This window comes from Methylophaga nitratireducenticrescens (genome assembly GCF_000260985.4).
GTDB classification, from domain to species: Bacteria; Pseudomonadota; Gammaproteobacteria; order Nitrosococcales; family Methylophagaceae; genus Methylophaga; species Methylophaga nitratireducenticrescens.
On record NC_017857.3, the window covers coordinates 178,393 to 194,038 of the forward strand.

14 protein-coding genes and 1 pseudogene are annotated in these 15,646 nt (G+C 45.0%); 5 read left to right on the top strand and 10 right to left on the bottom strand.

Annotation, left to right across the window (positions count from 1 at the left end):
* Positions 1-71 precede the first annotated feature (71 nt).
* Positions 72-1,244, top strand: coding sequence for a DUF748 domain-containing protein (locus Q7A_RS00805; RefSeq protein ID WP_014705407.1), 1,173 nt, complete (start codon positions 72-74; stop codon positions 1,242-1,244).
* 27 nt (positions 1,245-1,271) lie between these two features.
* Here the strand turns inward: Q7A_RS00805 and Q7A_RS00810 are convergent, their stop codons facing one another.
* From Q7A_RS00810 to Q7A_RS00840, 8 genes are all read right to left on the bottom strand, one after another.
* Complete coding sequence (locus Q7A_RS00810) at positions 1,272-1,568, bottom strand: Rho termination factor N-terminal domain-containing protein (protein WP_014705408.1); 297 nt, start codon at positions 1,566-1,568, stop codon at positions 1,272-1,274.
* 303 nt (positions 1,569-1,871) lie between these two features.
* Positions 1,872-4,328 carry a TonB-dependent siderophore receptor gene (locus tag Q7A_RS00815; protein WP_014705409.1) on the bottom strand — a complete coding sequence of 819 codons (2,457 nt, stop codon included), beginning with the start codon at positions 4,326-4,328 and terminating at the stop codon, positions 1,872-1,874.
* A gap of 81 nt (positions 4,329-4,409) precedes the next feature.
* Positions 4,410-5,384 carry a FecR domain-containing protein gene (locus Q7A_RS00820; protein ID WP_014705410.1) on the bottom strand — a complete coding sequence of 325 codons (975 nt, stop codon included), beginning with the start codon at positions 5,382-5,384 and terminating at the stop codon, positions 4,410-4,412.
* Complete coding sequence (locus Q7A_RS00825; protein ID WP_014705411.1) at positions 5,381-5,920, bottom strand: sigma-70 family RNA polymerase sigma factor; 540 nt, start codon at positions 5,918-5,920, stop codon at positions 5,381-5,383. The genes Q7A_RS00820 and Q7A_RS00825 overlap by 4 nt, the downstream gene beginning before the upstream one ends.
* 159 nt (positions 5,921-6,079) lie before the next feature.
* Positions 6,080-6,775: a protein-S-isoprenylcysteine O-methyltransferase gene (locus tag Q7A_RS00830; RefSeq protein WP_014705412.1), complete on the bottom strand. Its 696-nt coding sequence runs from the start codon at positions 6,773-6,775 to the stop codon at positions 6,080-6,082.
* Between the two features lie 2 nt (positions 6,776-6,777).
* Complete coding sequence (locus Q7A_RS15100; RefSeq protein WP_014705413.1) at positions 6,778-6,942, bottom strand: hypothetical protein; 165 nt, start codon at positions 6,940-6,942, stop codon at positions 6,778-6,780.
* Between the two features lies 1 nt (position 6,943).
* A complete protein-coding gene (locus Q7A_RS00835; RefSeq protein ID WP_041354777.1) occupies positions 6,944-8,059 on the bottom strand; it encodes a PepSY-associated TM helix domain-containing protein in 1,116 nt (371 codons plus the stop codon).
* An 11-nt stretch (positions 8,060-8,070) separates the two neighbouring features.
* On the bottom strand, positions 8,071-10,059 hold the full coding sequence (locus Q7A_RS00840) for a TonB-dependent receptor (protein ID WP_014705415.1): 1,989 nt from the start codon (positions 10,057-10,059) through the stop codon (positions 8,071-8,073).
* 183 nt (positions 10,060-10,242) lie between these two features.
* Here Q7A_RS00840 and Q7A_RS00845 point away from each other — a divergent pair, with 183 nt between their 5' ends.
* From Q7A_RS00845 to Q7A_RS15445, 4 genes and pseudogenes are all read left to right on the top strand, one after another.
* Positions 10,243-11,232 carry a helix-turn-helix domain-containing protein gene (locus Q7A_RS00845; protein WP_014705416.1) on the top strand — a complete coding sequence of 330 codons (990 nt, stop codon included), beginning with the start codon at positions 10,243-10,245 and terminating at the stop codon, positions 11,230-11,232.
* Between the two features lie 105 nt (positions 11,233-11,337).
* Positions 11,338-11,508 (top strand): hypothetical protein, encoded by a 171-nt coding sequence (locus Q7A_RS15160; RefSeq protein ID WP_014705417.1) that lies wholly within the window; start codon positions 11,338-11,340, stop codon positions 11,506-11,508.
* Positions 11,498-11,560, top strand: a pseudogene (locus Q7A_RS15690) (hypothetical protein); the annotation flags it as partial. The gene Q7A_RS15160 and the pseudogene Q7A_RS15690, both read left to right, overlap by 11 nt.
* 150 nt (positions 11,561-11,710) lie before the next feature.
* Positions 11,711-12,049 (top strand): hypothetical protein, encoded by a 339-nt coding sequence (locus Q7A_RS15445; RefSeq protein ID WP_014705418.1) that lies wholly within the window; start codon positions 11,711-11,713, stop codon positions 12,047-12,049.
* A gap of 189 nt (positions 12,050-12,238) precedes the next feature.
* On the opposite strand, the gene Q7A_RS00860 is transcribed toward Q7A_RS15445, so the two are convergent.
* Positions 12,239-13,069, bottom strand: coding sequence for an alpha/beta hydrolase (locus Q7A_RS00860; protein ID WP_014705419.1), 831 nt, complete (start codon positions 13,067-13,069; stop codon positions 12,239-12,241).
* Positions 13,070-13,075: 6 nt separating this feature from the next.
* Entirely contained in the window at positions 13,076-15,484 is a 2,409-nt protein-coding gene (locus Q7A_RS00865; RefSeq protein WP_014705420.1) for a TonB-dependent siderophore receptor, read from the bottom strand.
* Positions 15,485-15,646: the final 162 nt, after the last annotated feature.

Below are 15,646 nucleotides of genomic sequence, written 5' to 3' on the forward strand. Positions count from 1 at the left end.
GTTTGAATGTTCAGACAGGTGATTTTGCGTTAGCTTGTAGTTCATCTAAACCGTCTTAGAAGGAGATCACCATGATCGCCAGACGCTATTCCTATACGCTGATAATTCTTGTGTTACTCGCTGTCGCGTTAATCATTCTGCGAATGCAATTGCCGTCAATAGTGAAAGACTATTTGAATGGCAAACTGGCTGATATGGGTGAGTATCAAGGACAGATAGCCGATGTAGATATTCATTTATGGCGCGGCGCCTACTCTGTCGACCAACTGGAAATCACCAAAAAAGACCAGCCTTCGGTGGAATTTTTTAATGCCGAAACCATAGACACTTCTGTCAGCTGGGCGTCACTATTCAAAGGCAAAGTGGTCGCAGATGTTGATTTGATAAATGCCGAAATCCATCTGGTCGATGACGAAGCAGAAGACAAACCTGAAGAAGAATCCACCTGGCGCCAGACCGTTCAGGAGGTTATTCCATTACAAATTGATCGGTTGAATATAGATAATGGTGAAATTCATTTTCATAACTTCAATTCTGATCCCCAAGTACATCTGGTGTTTTACCAATTAGACGGTGAAATAACTAACCTAAGTAATGCTGATCGTAGTGATGGACTGGAATACGCTAATTTTGATGTTCAGGGGCAAGTGCTAGATAGCGCTTCGGCTAGACTGGATGGACGCTTGGATCCTTTAGGTGATTTTCATAATTTTGAACTCAAGTTAAAAATCACTGGTATTAACCTCACTAAACTCAATGAAGTCTCTGAGGCTTATGGTAATTTTAATTTCAAATCCGGTAACGGCGATTTTGTGATGGAATTGCAGGCTGAGGAGGCTCAATTAACCGGCTATGCAAAACCCGTTCTGGATAATGTTGAAATCTTTGATTTGGAAGAAGATCTGGAAGATGGCGTTTTCAGTGCGGCCTGGCAAGCCATTGTCGGAGCATTTGGACAGATATTCCGCAACGATCCCAAAAACCGTATCGCTACCCAAGTTGAGATACGTGGCAATCTGGATGACCCCGATGCCAGTGCCTGGCAGGCCTTTCTCGCCATTATGGAAAATGCTTTTGTAGATGCATTCGAAAGTGATTTTGGACGTGAAACCGATGCCGAATCATCACCATCCCAAGACACATTTTCTGCATCTGAATCTCGCTCTGAGCCCGAATCCAAATCAGAAGCTGAAACCGATGCGGTGAATTGCCAGCTTCGGCCTATGTGGGATAAATGTGACTAAGTGACCAAATAAGAGAAATTTTGAAAATCAGTTTTTACGAATAGCGGCCACTAATTCCGACTTGCTCATGTTGCTACGTCCCTTAATATTTAGCTGACTGGCACGGTTATACAACTCCTGTTTTGTCCGTGACTCCAGGGAGCTATTAGGATTGCCTGTTCCCTGACTATTTTTTCTGGGGGTACGGTCTTCCTCACGACGTTGCTTATTGACGGTGCGAGCCGCAATTTCTTCAGCTTTATTGGTCTTTTTACCGCTTTTTTTCTGCTGCTCCTTAATATGCTCATATTGACGTTCATCTTTATCTGTCCATTCGGCAACCATTGCATTCCTCCTGTTGACAGTATTAAAAAGTCACATCCCACGTTAACAATGTCATTGCTACCCTGCCAATATCCTAAGTTAAAGTAACCGACTCCATGGTAGTGCCAAACCTAATAACAAGATGGTGAATGAATAAATTACAGAGACAAACCGCCTGTCGGAGGCTTTCAACTTAAGGGAAATAGTGCTGATAGACACACAAAATATGTCTGCATTACGGAGGTAACATCTTATTCAAAGAACAAAAAGGTTCTGCCAGTATCACTGGCAGAACCTGAATGCTCTGATTGATTTATAAATTAATCAGAAATCATATTTCAATGTCAGATTTGCATTTCGTGGTGTTCCATAAGCCAACTGGCTGTAAAAACCGATATTGGTGTAATACTTCTCATCAAACAGATTATTAATATTCAGTTGAGCGCTTAATGCCGGTGTCACCTGATATTTCGCCATCAGTCTGACCAACGCATAACTGTCCTGTTTTAACTTTTCGGTTTGACCTAATGGATTAGTCACCAGTGTGTAGTTGGAACTTTCCCAGTTGACCCCGCCTCCCAGCGTTAGTTGGTCTAAACGATAAGTAGTAAACAACGTGGCTGTTCGACGCGGATAACGTATATTGACTGACGCTCCGTCAGCATCTTCTGCCTGAAACTGTGACCAGCCCACGATCAGATTCCAGTTATCGGTAATGGCGCCCGAAATTTCGGCTTCAAAACCTTTACTGGTAGTGCCTTCTGCAGCGTAATAAGCTTGATTAATGGTCCCAGGAATCAAATAACCCGCATCTACCTGGGCCAGATTATCCTGTTCAATCCGGAAAACCGACACCATCGCATTGAGCCTGCCTTGAAGATATTCAGCCTTGATACCCGCTTCATAGTTCTCACCTTCCAACGGGTCCAAGTAGTTGCCATTACGATCCTGATAATCCTGCGGATTAAAGATATCGGTATAACTCACAAAGGCTGAATAAATATCATTAATGTCATAGATCAAACCAGCGTAGGGAGTAACCACCTGATGATGATCAAAATTGTATCGTTCACCATTCCATTTCATTCCTTCAATTTCCCAGTTAGTGATACGGCTACCCAGGATTAACTTCAGCGGGTCGGCAAGGGTCAATCGAGCGACAGCATAACCACCGATTTGTTTCGTGTCTTGGGTCGTGTAGGTGGTTTTTTCACCCCACTCAGGTTCAGGATAGGAACCATCCCAGTCGTAAAAACTTCCTGGAGCTGCTGCAACGCGTGGACGGTTATCAGTCGTTAAATCCTGTTTACTATGCATGAAACCCACCGTGATTTCATGATTCTTACCAGCAAAATCGAAAGGCAGTGAGCCATAGATATCAATGGTGTCTTGTTCTCTTTTCACATCGTACCAGGCCGGGCTGGCGGACATGCCCAACCCCGTCGCTCTATCTGGTGCACCGGACAGATATAGTAATCGTAAGTCGGCTTCATTAATGTTTTTGGTGTATCCGGCATAAAGTTTTAAACCAGAATCAAATACATGCTCAAGATTGGCAAAATAATTGGTATGGGTTGAGCTCCACTCCGTCCAGTCGGCTGCAGTGGTTTTTGATCGCGACCAGTCGGTTCTGCCGCCATCACTGAACCAGGTTGGCAAACCACCCCAGGTGGAACCTGTCGGTTTATTCTGTTGCTGGCTAATACCCACATTCATTAAGGTATTGTCTGTTAGATCTGCTGCCAGAGTGCCATAAAACACGGTCTTTTCATTTTCCAGCAAATCGACATAGGAACGCTCATCCAAATAACTGCCTACTACCCGACCACGCACTGTTCCGGCTTCATTAAGCGGTGTCGAAATATCAACCGTGCCCTGATAGCGATCCCAACTGCCTGCACTCACAGAAGCATGCCCGGTAAATTCTTTACTATCCGCTTTTTTGCGTACTAAATTAATTGCAGCAGAGGGATTACCCGCGCCGGAAATCAATCCGCTGGCACCACGTACCACTTCAATACGATCATAAATAACGGTGTCCATTTGGGACTCACCCGCCGCCCAACCAGATGACCAAGTGGTTGGAACACCGTCTATCTGATAATTATCAATATCAAAACCACGAGCCGAAAAACCAAATCGAGAACTATCAAATGATTTTGCATTGATACCAGTCACCGTATTAACGACATCCGTTAATGATTCCAGCTGCATATCATCCATCAACTGTCTTGAAATAACAGATACTGACTGTGGTGTTTCACGAATTGATAAGCCTAGTCGTGTTGCTGTATTCATCGAGCCAGTAGTATAGGAATTAGTACCTTCGGTGTTGCTTCCGATACCAGCGGCACTAACCTGGACCGGTGCCAAGGTTACGCTATCTACTTCTGTATTATCCCCTGAGGGACGTTGTTGCAATTGATAGCTGTCAGCAGAGGTTTTCACTACTTGCAAATTGGTGCCCTGCAGTAACTTCTGCAACGCTGAATCAATAGAATGTGTTCCATCCAGTCCCGGACTTTGCAGTCCGCGGGTTAAGGCGGCATCAAAATAGATATTCACACCTGCCTGACTGGCAAAACGATTTAACACACTGCCTAACTCACCGGCCTGAATCGAATAGCTCTGCGTCACGGTTTCCGCCAAGGTGTTGGTTGAATACAGAGTGACCGGCATGAATAACGCACTACATAACAATATATGTCTACTGGAATGGGTTAGCTGCTGAATGGCGCGAACGATGGACGTTTTTTGGGGTATCGATAGATTGGTTTGCATAAGTCCTCTTGTATGAATAACGCAAGTTAATGGGTTACTCACAAAGACGGATGGGTATTTGAAAAGGTATAAGTTATGAAATTATGCCGGGCGGACAGACACCCAATAACGACTGCGGAAAGTAACTGATACCGGGAAAAGACGACTTACCGCCATTAATGCCTGCTCGGTATTGGTCACATCAAAAGTGCCGCTGATATGATATTTCGCCAGTTCAGGATCAACACGGATCACACCGGGCCGGTAACGGGCAAGTTCAGCTAAAAACTCATTCAAAGGCATATCATTAATAATCAGCTTTTGCTGCAGCCAGGCATCTTCCCCATCGACGATAGCAGTCAATGGTTCAAACTGTTTATTGGTAAAGGCCAGCTTTTGCCCGGCCGGACAGATAATCTGTTGCTTATCTGGCAAGCTGACTTTCACCTGATGCTCAAACACAGACAATACCGTCTTATCCTGTTGTTGCTGAACTGAAAACCGAGTACCCAGCGGTTTTAATAAACCTTGCCGGGTCTGCACATAAAAAGGCCGGATATCACTATTCGAACTGGTGGAGATCATAATCTCACCTTGTTGCAAGCGGATCCTGCGTTCCACTTCTGAAAAGTGGACATTGATAGCTGAGGCACTGTTCAGCATAACGGTTGAGCCATCCGCCAGCTGCACTTCCCGGATTTCTCCGGTGTGCGTGGAATGATCTGCCAGCATCAAACTAGCAGGTGAATATTGCCAGGCAAGCCAGCTTGATGAAGAAATAACCCCAATGCCGGCGATGCTTTTCAGCACGTTCCTTCGAGTATTTGAGGGTTGCTCTGCTATATCTGGTTTAAGAGAATCAAACGCCACATCGCCGGGAAGCTGTTTGAGTTGTTGCTGCAGTTTTTCCAGTTGCTGCCAGGCCCATTGATTTTCAGGTTGTTTCGATAACCAGCCTTGCCAGGCTTGCTGCGTTTTATCAGTATTGGAGTCCGCCGTGAGTTCCACATGCCACTGGGCTGTATCCGCCAGCGCTTTTCGCTGCTGCGGTGTTAATCTCGCTAAAGCCGCTTTCATGCATCAAGCTGCTCATATAATGAAAATAACAGGCAATGTTGTGTGGCTTTGGCCATATATTTTTTAACCGAGCTTTCTGACAATCCCATTTCACCGGCAATTTCACGATAGGTCATGCCTTTAAGCTGGGACATCAGAAAAGCGGTTTTCACTTTCACACCCAAACCATCCAGCATGGTATCAATGCGATACAACGTTTCCAGCACAATCATGCTCTGCTCTGCCGAGATGACTTCCTGCTCCGTTTGCTGCATTAAGGCCTGCAGGTAAGATTGCTCTATCGTGCGACGACGGAAATGGTCGATCATCACCCGCTTTGCTACCGTTACCAGATAACTGCGCGGCTCACGAATAGCCTCAATTTTGCCATTAAAATCCGGGGCTGATAGCAATCTTACAAACGTATCCTGCGCCAAATCTGCCGCCTGATGCGAACAACTCAAACGCTCACGTAACCAGTTCTGCAACCAGCTGAAATTATTTTGATAGAGTTTTTCCAGGCTCTCTGTGGGTGGTGGAGACAATGGCGCATTCATAGTAACTACTCACAACTGCTAATGATAATTATTCTCAGTTACATTCTATGATAATAATTTTCTCCAGACAACCTTAAACCGACGATTTTCATCTAAATTAAAACGGGAATGAAATGTTTTAGATCGGTTAATTCAGTTCTGGAAACATGTTGTTTTCTCTTACTTCCCATGGAATTTGGGAAAAAGCTTCCCTGTCCTAGCAATATAATCTTCATATGCCTGACCGAACTGCTCGCGCAGCATGGTTTCCTCACGAGGAATACGACCCAATGATAGTAAAGTAAACGCAGGCACAATAAGAAAACCGGCAATCCAGTTTTGCAAAAGAAAAGGCTGGGCAATCACAAACAGCCAGATCGCACTGTACATCGGATGTCGCAGTCGGGCATACACGCCTTTTGTCACCAACTTATGCTGCTCATGCAGCTCAAGTGTCGGGCTCCAGTTACGCCCAAGATCAGCATGTGATCGCCAGAAAAGCCATAAATAGGGAATTTGTAGTAAAGCCGCGATCAGCACAAATTGTTCAGACACAGAATAATTCGCAAAATCCAGCCATGAAGTAATCAAATACATCCCCGGCAAAAACATACTGCTGGCAAACATGCCAAACAACAGTACCTTTTCGGAAGTATCCTGCTTGGCCAGGACTATATGGTTTTGTTTCACCATTCGAGTAAATGGTAAACGAATTATAAATGTGGCCGTAAATGCCAGAAACCAGACGATTTCTGCCCATGTTAAGGTCTGCATTTTCAACAGAAGCGTCATAATAATAAGTGCTGACAGCAAGATCAGCAGAGAATAAAACCAGTTGCTTGTACTACTTTGTTGCAACGTTTTATCTTTTTTCATTTTTACTTATTCCTTTTTTCAATACCGTCAGGCCATAGCAAATTGGTATCAACAGACAAAACCATGCCAGCCAGTTCCAGACACCATCCCCCATCAGTGCTGTTACCAATCCGGCTATGCTGATGATAAATAACCATACGGGTATGAAAATGGGATGATTTATCCATCTCATGATTCCAAAAGCTCCTGCCAATTATCTGCGCTATAACGTTGCTTTCTTCTCAACCACCACAGGTACAAACCAGTTATAAGCACCACCGTTGAGATCAAGGTAAACAAGAACCAAATCAGCTTGAGCAGGAAACCACCATAGTCTCCGAAATGCAGCGGCTGCGATAACATCAACGTTTTCATATACCAGGGCATCTCTCGGCTATCGGTAATGGTTTGCGTTACGGCATCCACCAGCACAGGTCTTACAAGCTGTGCGGTTCGCGACGTGCCACCACGCAGATAAATAGTGTAATGATGCGCATCCGACATCATGGATCCCGGCATAGAAATAAACCAGGGAACCATTTCAGGGTAAGGAGCCTTGGCAATTTCCAGGGCCTGATGCACGCTGCCGAACTGAGTTTTTTCGGGTGCTGGTTTATTGTGATAATCACGCGTCATCTCCGCCACCTGGTCAGCACGCCAGAAATGCACCAAATACTCGCCCCAGCTATTAATTAAACCTGTGCCACCGACCACCAGCATCCAACCAAAAACAATAATGCCTAAAACGTTATGTACATCCAGCCATTTAGCCCGCTTTGATTTGCCATTTCGTACTGTGCCAAACGGCCTTCGTCCAGCAAAGGGCGTATAGATCATTACCCCTGAAATCAATGATAAGACTAAGGAAATGGCGATTATCCCCAGAAAAAAAGCCCCACCTTTCCCCATCAATAACTGTGTATGCAAGTCAGAAAAAAAGGCTAATGGCTCAGGCTCATCATTGACGATTTGCCCATCATAAGGAGAAACCAGCACCGAGATATTGTGATAAGGCGCTTCATCCGGCGTATCCGCCATCGACATAATCACGGTGCCGGGTTTGTTGTCTTCCCAAACGATAAACTGTACAACCTTATCTTTTCGGCGCTGTTCAGCGGCTGCAACCAAACTATCCAGAGGCATTTCGGCACGTTCTTGATGCTCAGCCGTACCATAGCCAAGCCAGTATTCAATCTCCGCTTTAAATACCAATGGCAAACCCGAAACAAAAACCACCAGCATCACCAGCATGGCGATCAGGCTGCTCCATTTGTGCAAACTTAACCAGAAATTCCGTACAGTCATACACTTGGACATTAGAAGCCAACGGTTAATTTAAGCCCAACCTCTCGACCTCGTCCCAGTTGAAAAAACTGCCCGAGCCCCGGACCGGCATCAAATAGATAAACAGCATAATCTTTGTCTGTGAGATTAGCTCCGTACAAATCCATACTGAGATTTTGGGTAAGCTGCCAACCTACACTGGCATTCAGCAAAGTATAAGCAGACTGACTAAGCTGATTTTCTTGATCGAAATACATTTTTCCTACATGACTGATATCACTATTCAACGTTAACGAGCCCCACTCTGGGGCAATATCAATTTTATATACAGCACCTACGCTAGCAGTGGAGCGAGGAACATAAGGTGTCCAGTTTCCCTTTAGATCATTACCTATAACCTTAGATTTGGAAAATTCTGCTGTGTTATATGACCACATACCCGAAATCATAAAGCGGTCCGTAACGGCAATTTCTGCATCCAGATGGATACCTTTGACCTCCGTTTCTCCTACATTGGCCAGATACTGATTGGGTTGAAAACCGATAAAAAGTTGGTAATCCTTAGTTTCGGTAAAGTAGGTTGCTGCTGACAAAGTCAAACGCTCATCTAACAAACGGGTCTTAATTCCGGCTTCATAATTTCTCGTTTTTTCCGGCTTATAACTGAATGATACTGTTGCCGGTGTGCCCGTTCGAGTAAACCCTCCAGATTTACTACCTTCACTATAAAGTGCATATAGCCTCGTTGCCGGAGTCAACTGATAGCCGAGTGCCAACTTTGGTGAAATGCTATGAAATGTATCGTTTCCTTTTTGAATAAACGTCATGGCTTCAGAGGTTGCTGCCACTTCGTTTCTGTCTAGTCGCAAGCCAGTCGTTAAGTCAAGATTTTCCGTCAGCGCCCACGTCATTTCACCAAACAGAGCATAGCTTTCCATAGTGTGTTTTGTTTTTTGCATTAATGTCGGACGGGCAAAGGTGAAATCGGTATCTTCATAATAGAAACCAGCAACATAACTCATTCTGGTGCTCTCATCCGGTTGGGAAGCGATGCGGATTTCCTGAGAGAAACTGTCATAGGTTTCAGGACTGTATAGAGAGAAAACGGTACGATTGAGATCGCGTCCTTGGTAGCTTGTCAGCGATGTGAACTGAACACTTTCAAAATCATAGCTAGTCGTCAATCCATAACTATCAAGTCTTAATTGATAATCACCCTCAACCGGATATGCTTTGCGTGCTCTAAAAAAACCAGCTGGAACAAACTGCTCTTCGTTTGAATATATATCATCATGTCTGAGTGAAAGCATAACATCCCACTGAGACTGAGATGGCGCCCAACGCAAGCGAGCTTGGCCTTGTTTATTTAGACTATCCCCAAGATCTTCACCACTTAGTAGACCTTCATACTCGCCATCTTCATCCAGGTAATGACCAGATACATCGAGAAAAAGACTATCCTCGATCAAGGTCTGATTGATCCGACCCGAGACCCCTTGTGTGAGATTGCTTTGTGATGTGCTCAATGTCATTTCATTTCCTTCCCCCGGTTTTTCGGTGACAACATTGATCACTCCGCCTACAGCCCCTCGTCCATACAAGGTTCCCTGAGGGCCATTTAAAACCTCTACTTGACGAAGGCCAATCGGTAAGGCTTGTGCAAAAGATCCAGAATCCTGAGGTAACCCATCTACAAAGACCAGAACTTTCGGGCTGTAAAAATCCATTGAGGTTTGCCCGCGCAATGAAATATTATCGTAAATACGAGCTCCTCTTTGACGTACCACCAATCCAGGAGCTTTCCCATCAAGCTGATCAATAGAGTAGATATTTGCTTTGTCTATGACTTCCTTACTGATAATTTTGGTTTCTGCATCCAACTTCTCCAGTTCCGTCGCTCGTTTGCTGCTGACCACCATGGTCGACAACTTTGCTACTTCATCATGCTCTTCAGCCCAGACAGTCTGGCTGTTAACTAATGCCACTCCAATCATCCAATAAAGTGTTTTATGTTTATTCATCTCACTATCTCCAATAAAGTGTTTTATGTTTATTCATCTCACTATCTCAGTTAAACCGTGCGACAAGACTATAGCCCGTTAACATTGCGTGCTAATGGGATTAGGGTAAATATGAACGGAAAAAGGTATTATTTGATAATACGAATCATTATCAGTTTAAAATACTGTTGAGGAGAATTAAAAATGCGGCAATTACAGATCAGTGAGCGTCCGGTCCTGCAACGGGAAACCACTTCTGATCTTCGGAATGTAGGCTATGATTTTGATAAATACATGAATGAACTGACCGGAATTAGTGGCCGCTCCTGCCGCCTTAATCTGCGTGATGGTTTGGATGTATCTGGATTTGATTTAAAGCTGGAAACCCTCACACACACTTCTCATATGAAAGCCGATCCCTGTGTTGCCATATACATCATGCTGGAGGGTGAAGGACATGGCGAGATTTATCCAGAAAGTGGCGATGAAACCCTGAAAATTCCATACCAGCGGGGTTTGACATATATTTCTGTCATGTTTGAGCCTGTCACAGGCTGTTCGGTTTTGCCACCAGACACAATTTTTAAAGGGATTGATATCCGATTTACGTTAGATTTTCTGGAAAAACTCAATCAATCAGAACTCTTTAATCAATTAGATAGCCACCATTCAGCCTGTATTACCTCCTCTAGCAATGTCTGGCTGGGCTCCACGCCCACCAGTCGCCTGGTCGATGACTCCGCCCAGTTCATTCTTAACCATATTTTCGGCCCGCCAGATAATGACCTGCAACTGGAAGCTTATGCCTTGAATATTCTGGCAAATCTGCTGAAAACGCTGGAATCAGGACAAAAAACGGGGATAGAAGATCGACCGTTAACCCGTAAAGAAACCCGCAATATTGAACAGGTTCATGCACTGATGCTGGAAAATATTGCTTTCCCATGGACCATCAACGACCTCGCCCGGAAAGTCGGGCTTAATGAAAAACGTCTGAAAATCGGTTTCCGAATCGTTTATGGCCAGCCAATTCATCGCTATCTGCAACGACAACGCCTTGAGCAGGCCCGAATATTACTTCTAGAAGGTTTAACTGTGACGGAAGCCTCGCTGTCTATCGGTTACGCCAACCCCAGCTATTTTGCCTATTTGTTCAAACGCGAATACGGCTGCTCGCCCTCTTCAATACGTTGACATTTTTAAGCATAAGGCATTATTTTCTATCCAATTGGTAAATCGCGCCATAATTGCGCCACTTATTTGGCGCAATCCTCGATGCCGGCCCAAGGACAGAAAAAAATGAAGCCTAATGTAAACAATCAGGACGTGCTGGACATCGTCGCGGCTTTCCCGCAAGGCGTTGGTATAGATACCATTAGCGCCGATTTACCGCAGATTCAGTGGCACTGTATATACGCCCAGCGCTATTCCGCAGGTAGTCGAGGATTGTTTTCATTTGTTGCTCAATAAAGCGGAGCAAATTCTCGACCCATTCGAGCAAGCGTTCTTTCTTCTCGTGCACTTGCCGTATCTGCAACCATTCGAGGACGTGAACAAACGTGTAGCACGCATCGGCGCCAACATCGCCTTTATCAAACACAATCTGTGCTCGCTAACCTTCGTGGAAGTGCCTGAGCGTGCATACGTAGAGGCCCTGCTCGGAGTATACGAAATGCGCCGTATTGAACTGCTGCGTGATTTATTTGTTTGGGCTTACGAACGCTCGGCACAACGCTACATTCAAGTGAAAAAGACTCTGGCAGAACCTGAACCTCTGCGTCTTAAATACCGCACTCAGCTGCATCAAGTGGTTGGCGATGTAGTACGTGCTGGTCAGACACAATACACCACCATTGTAGAAGCCTATGCACAAACGATCCCCAATGATGATCGATCTATTTTTATAGAGATGGCCTTGGACGATATCCGTCGATTACACGAAGGCGTGCTGGTACGCTACCGGCTGACCCCCGCAGAGTTTCGTGCATGGAAGGACAAGTTGGTCATCTGAATGGTTGTACTACCCCCAGTTCCCACCCTAGGCTGCACGTTGCTTTACAAGCCCTGAAGGATTTTCGGCCACAAGATATCCGCTCATTAATCGGCCCGCAAAATAAAGGGAATCAGCCGAGAGCATCAGGATGAAATATAAAACCGTTGGCTGGATAACTTCTTTAGTACGGTGAATTTTATCTCTTTTTTATTTTAATCTTGGGGTAAAAGCTTGGTGTAAAACGCGATTGGCAATACTCACCGGCAATGACATATGGGTTTCATCTTCTTGTTGATGGAAGGCACTGCGTAAACCAAATCGTGAGAGATTGACCATTCGTTCTGCCAGCAATACAGCATCCTGGCGTTCTTGGATCGGGTCACCTTCGGCCACTACCAGCAATAGACTTTTATTATTCAGTTTGTGCTTTTCAGCCTGTTCGCTAAAAGCTATTTCTGCTGCCAGGAGATAACGGTTATGCCACCAAAGCGTGGGACTGGAAGCAATATAATGATTAACCAGTTGCGGTCGGCTAAACATGGCATACAAGGTAAACATACCTCCAAATGAATGTCCGAATAATGCCTGCCGCTGATTATCAATTAAATACCTTTTAGATATTTCGGGTTGCAAGGTGTTTTCAAGAAACGTCAGAAATTCATCCTGCCCCCCCTGAGGCGGATCAACATCAGCTTGTCCTACCGGTGGCGAAAAATCATAGGAACGCCGGTAAAAATCAAATGGCGTTTCAGTAGGATAGCCAATAGCGACAATAATATGATCAGCAAACGCCCTTTGCAGTCTTTTGGCATCATGAAAGGCAGCAAAAAAGGCATTACCATCAAGCAAATATAAAACTGCTGCAGGTTTTTCCTCTGACTGTTGTTCCGGTAAGCTCACCATGATCTGATATTGCTGTCCGGCGGAGTTTTTCAGGCTGAAGCTTTCGGTTCCGGCTAAAACTACTGGATCTGCTACCGCCAGAATTGGCAGGTAGCAGACTAGGTACAGGCTGCTTTTTAAAGTGTTGAATTGCATACGGCTTTACCAGTTGTAATTAAAACTGGTAATCACCGTTCTTCCCAAACCTCGATAGCAGTAGCCTGCGTTACACATCAGATACTCTTCATTGTTTAAATTGCTGGCATTGACGGCAATGGTTGCACCATTTATCAAATTGTCCAGCCGATAGGCAAGCCGTGCATCAGCAATGGTATATGCATCATTCTTAAGTGTATTGGCACTGTCAGCATAGCTCTCACCTACCCATCGGACACCCATACCAAGTTCCAGCCCACGCAGCTCGGCTGTCTGAAATGCATAGTTTCCCCAAATTGATGCCATTTGTTTTGGAATACCAACTGCTTTTTTGCCTTGGTCACCATCATTACTTTTACTGATTTCAACATCCTGATACGTATAATTGGCCACCAAATCCAGACCGAAATCCAGACTGGTGGTCGCTTCCAGTTCAACACCTCGGGACTGACGCTCGCCTTTTTGAATTTGGTTGGCAATATTGGCCGGATCGGTAGTCAATACATTTTTCTGCGTTAAATCAAACAAACTTACCGTTAACAGGCTGTTATAACCAACTGGCTGATATTTCAAACCGACTTCCCATTGTTCTCCTTCTGTTGGTTCATAAGTATCACCACTGATATTACTGCCAAACTGAGGGACAAAAGAGGTTGCGAAGCTGATATAGGGAGCCACACCAGAATCAAACAAATACAAAAGTCCTGCACTACCGGTAGTCGCCGAGTTATCTGCATCAGTTTTTGTCGAGGTGAGATAATTTTCCTGATCCCGCTCAGCCTTGTCTCTACGTAACCCCAATGATAAACGCCAATTGTTCCAGTTGATTTGATCCTGAGCATACAATCCCAATTGCTGGGCATCGGTTTTAGAATCAGAAATGGCATTGGTCGGCGTCGCGATATCCTGATTGTAGTCGGGGTTAAGCATATCGATAGAGGGAGCTGGACCAAAAAGATAACGAACCCGGCTGGTCAAATCAGCATAATCCACCCCCATGGTGAGGCTATGCTGCCAATCACCCGTGCTGAAGTTGGTCTGTAATGCGGTATCCATAGTCAACGTATTCATATGTTCATAGATACCATAGGCTGTTCGTGACACGGTTCGGCCATCGGCCTGCAGGGACGAAAGCGTATATTGATTGTCAGTTTCTACTCGACCATAACGCAGATTTTGCCGAAAGCTGACCGTGTCATTAAAACGATGTTTAAATTCATAACCAGTGACATATTGTTTTTGCTCCAGCAAATCAAATTTCTCATCGCCAGCCCAAAAATGGCTCAATTCTCCCGAAGGCAATTGCAGAGGTCGTGGTGACCCCGCTGTTTCATAATCCTGAAAGTGATTCAGCAAGGTCAATGAGGTCTGATCACTGGGTTGCCAGGTAATAGAAGGTGCGAAATAACGATTGTCGTCGATCACGCCTTCGATATCACTTTTACTGTCACGCGCCAGTCCCACAACACGATATAACCAACTTTCATCTTCACTGAGCTTACCGGCAAGATCAAATTGCCCTTGATAATGATCATCAGTCCCGGCCTGAACCTCTGCCTCTCTAATACTTTCAGCAACCGGACGCTTGGATACCCTATTCACCATACCGCCCGGACTCAATTGCCCGAACAGAACCGAGTTGGGTCCTTTCACTACATCAATACGTTCCAGACCATAAGGCTCCGTACGATAGTAGGACAACCAGCCGGTATTGAACTGGCGTAAACCATCACGAAAATCCGCATCCGTCGTCACGGAAAAGCCGCGTATATTAATCTGGTCAAACCGTGGATCATGTCCAGAACCACTCACCTGCACACCGGCGGTATAACGTAAGGCATCTTCCACCGTCTGCACTTTGCGATCACGGATCTGGTCGGCCGTCACTACTGTCACAGACCGAGCTGTTTCCAGCAGGGGAGTATCCGTTTTGTTCACCGATGCCGTATTACTAGCCAGATAACCATCAATGGGTGCCCATGCACTCTCTCTGTCAGCGGATACTTTTACCACCGGAAGATTGATTTCTTCATTATCCTTGCTGGTATTGACCTTAATCGTATAAACATTCGAACCAGAATGAACCGCATTCAAATTATGCTCTGACAGCAGTTTCTGCAAACCCTGCTCTGCTGAGAACTGGCCCGTTAATCCCGGGCTGGTTTTGCCTTGTGTTAATTGTGCATCAATCGATAATTCAATTCCGGCAGTCACAGCAAATTGGTTCAACACGTGATCCAGGCTGCCCGCAGTGATCCGATAGGTTATGATTTCTGCTGATGATTGAGCGGTTTCAGCCGCCATTGAGGCAGGAATAGTGACAATGCTCATACCTAAACTAAGGCTAATCATCAGGGCCAGTGGCAGAACATTAAAACGTGCTGTTTTTGTTACAGCATCATGGGTGATAGGCATATGTTGTTATCCTCTAAGTTGGCAGAATTTATGGTGTCTTCATCTGCTCTTCCGAATGAGATAACAAAAGCCGTAAGTTTTTTTATAAAAATTAATTGCCTTCAAAAATACTGCCATTGATTTAGCCTTTATGGCCTGCATCCATATCGACTTTTTACTGTA

Bases quoted from the DNA above. Each gene is read 5' to 3' on its own strand.
- Q7A_RS00815 (WP_014705409.1), bottom strand. From the start codon at position 4,328: ATGCAAACCAATCTATCGATACCCCAAAAAACGTCCATCGTTCGCGCC.
- Q7A_RS00825 (WP_014705411.1), bottom strand. From the start codon at position 5,920: ATGAATGCGCCATTGTCTCCACCACCCACAGAGAGCCTGGAAAAACTC.
- Q7A_RS00835 (WP_041354777.1), bottom strand. From the start codon at position 8,059: ATGACTGTACGGAATTTCTGGTTAAGTTTGCACAAATGGAGCAGCCTG.
- Q7A_RS15445 (WP_014705418.1), top strand. From the start codon at position 11,711: ATGCGCCGTATTGAACTGCTGCGTGATTTATTTGTTTGGGCTTACGAA.
- Q7A_RS15160 (WP_014705417.1), top strand. From the start codon at position 11,338: ATGAAGCCTAATGTAAACAATCAGGACGTGCTGGACATCGTCGCGGCT.
- Q7A_RS00830 (WP_014705412.1), bottom strand. From the start codon at position 6,775: ATGAAAAAAGATAAAACGTTGCAACAAAGTAGTACAAGCAACTGGTTT.
- Q7A_RS00810 (WP_014705408.1), bottom strand. From the start codon at position 1,568: ATGGTTGCCGAATGGACAGATAAAGATGAACGTCAATATGAGCATATT.
- Q7A_RS00860 (WP_014705419.1), bottom strand. From the start codon at position 13,069: ATGCAATTCAACACTTTAAAAAGCAGCCTGTACCTAGTCTGCTACCTG.
- Q7A_RS00840 (WP_014705415.1), bottom strand. From the start codon at position 10,059: ATGAATAAACATAAAACACTTTATTGGATGATTGGAGTGGCATTAGTT.
- Q7A_RS15100 (WP_014705413.1), bottom strand. From the start codon at position 6,942: ATGGATAAATCATCCCATTTTCATACCCGTATGGTTATTTATCATCAG.
- Q7A_RS00845 (WP_014705416.1), top strand. From the start codon at position 10,243: ATGCGGCAATTACAGATCAGTGAGCGTCCGGTCCTGCAACGGGAAACC.
- Q7A_RS00805 (WP_014705407.1), top strand. From the start codon at position 72: ATGATCGCCAGACGCTATTCCTATACGCTGATAATTCTTGTGTTACTC.
- Q7A_RS00820 (WP_014705410.1), bottom strand. From the start codon at position 5,384: ATGAAAGCGGCTTTAGCGAGATTAACACCGCAGCAGCGAAAAGCGCTG.
- Q7A_RS00865 (WP_014705420.1), bottom strand. From the start codon at position 15,484: ATGCCTATCACCCATGATGCTGTAACAAAAACAGCACGTTTTAATGTT.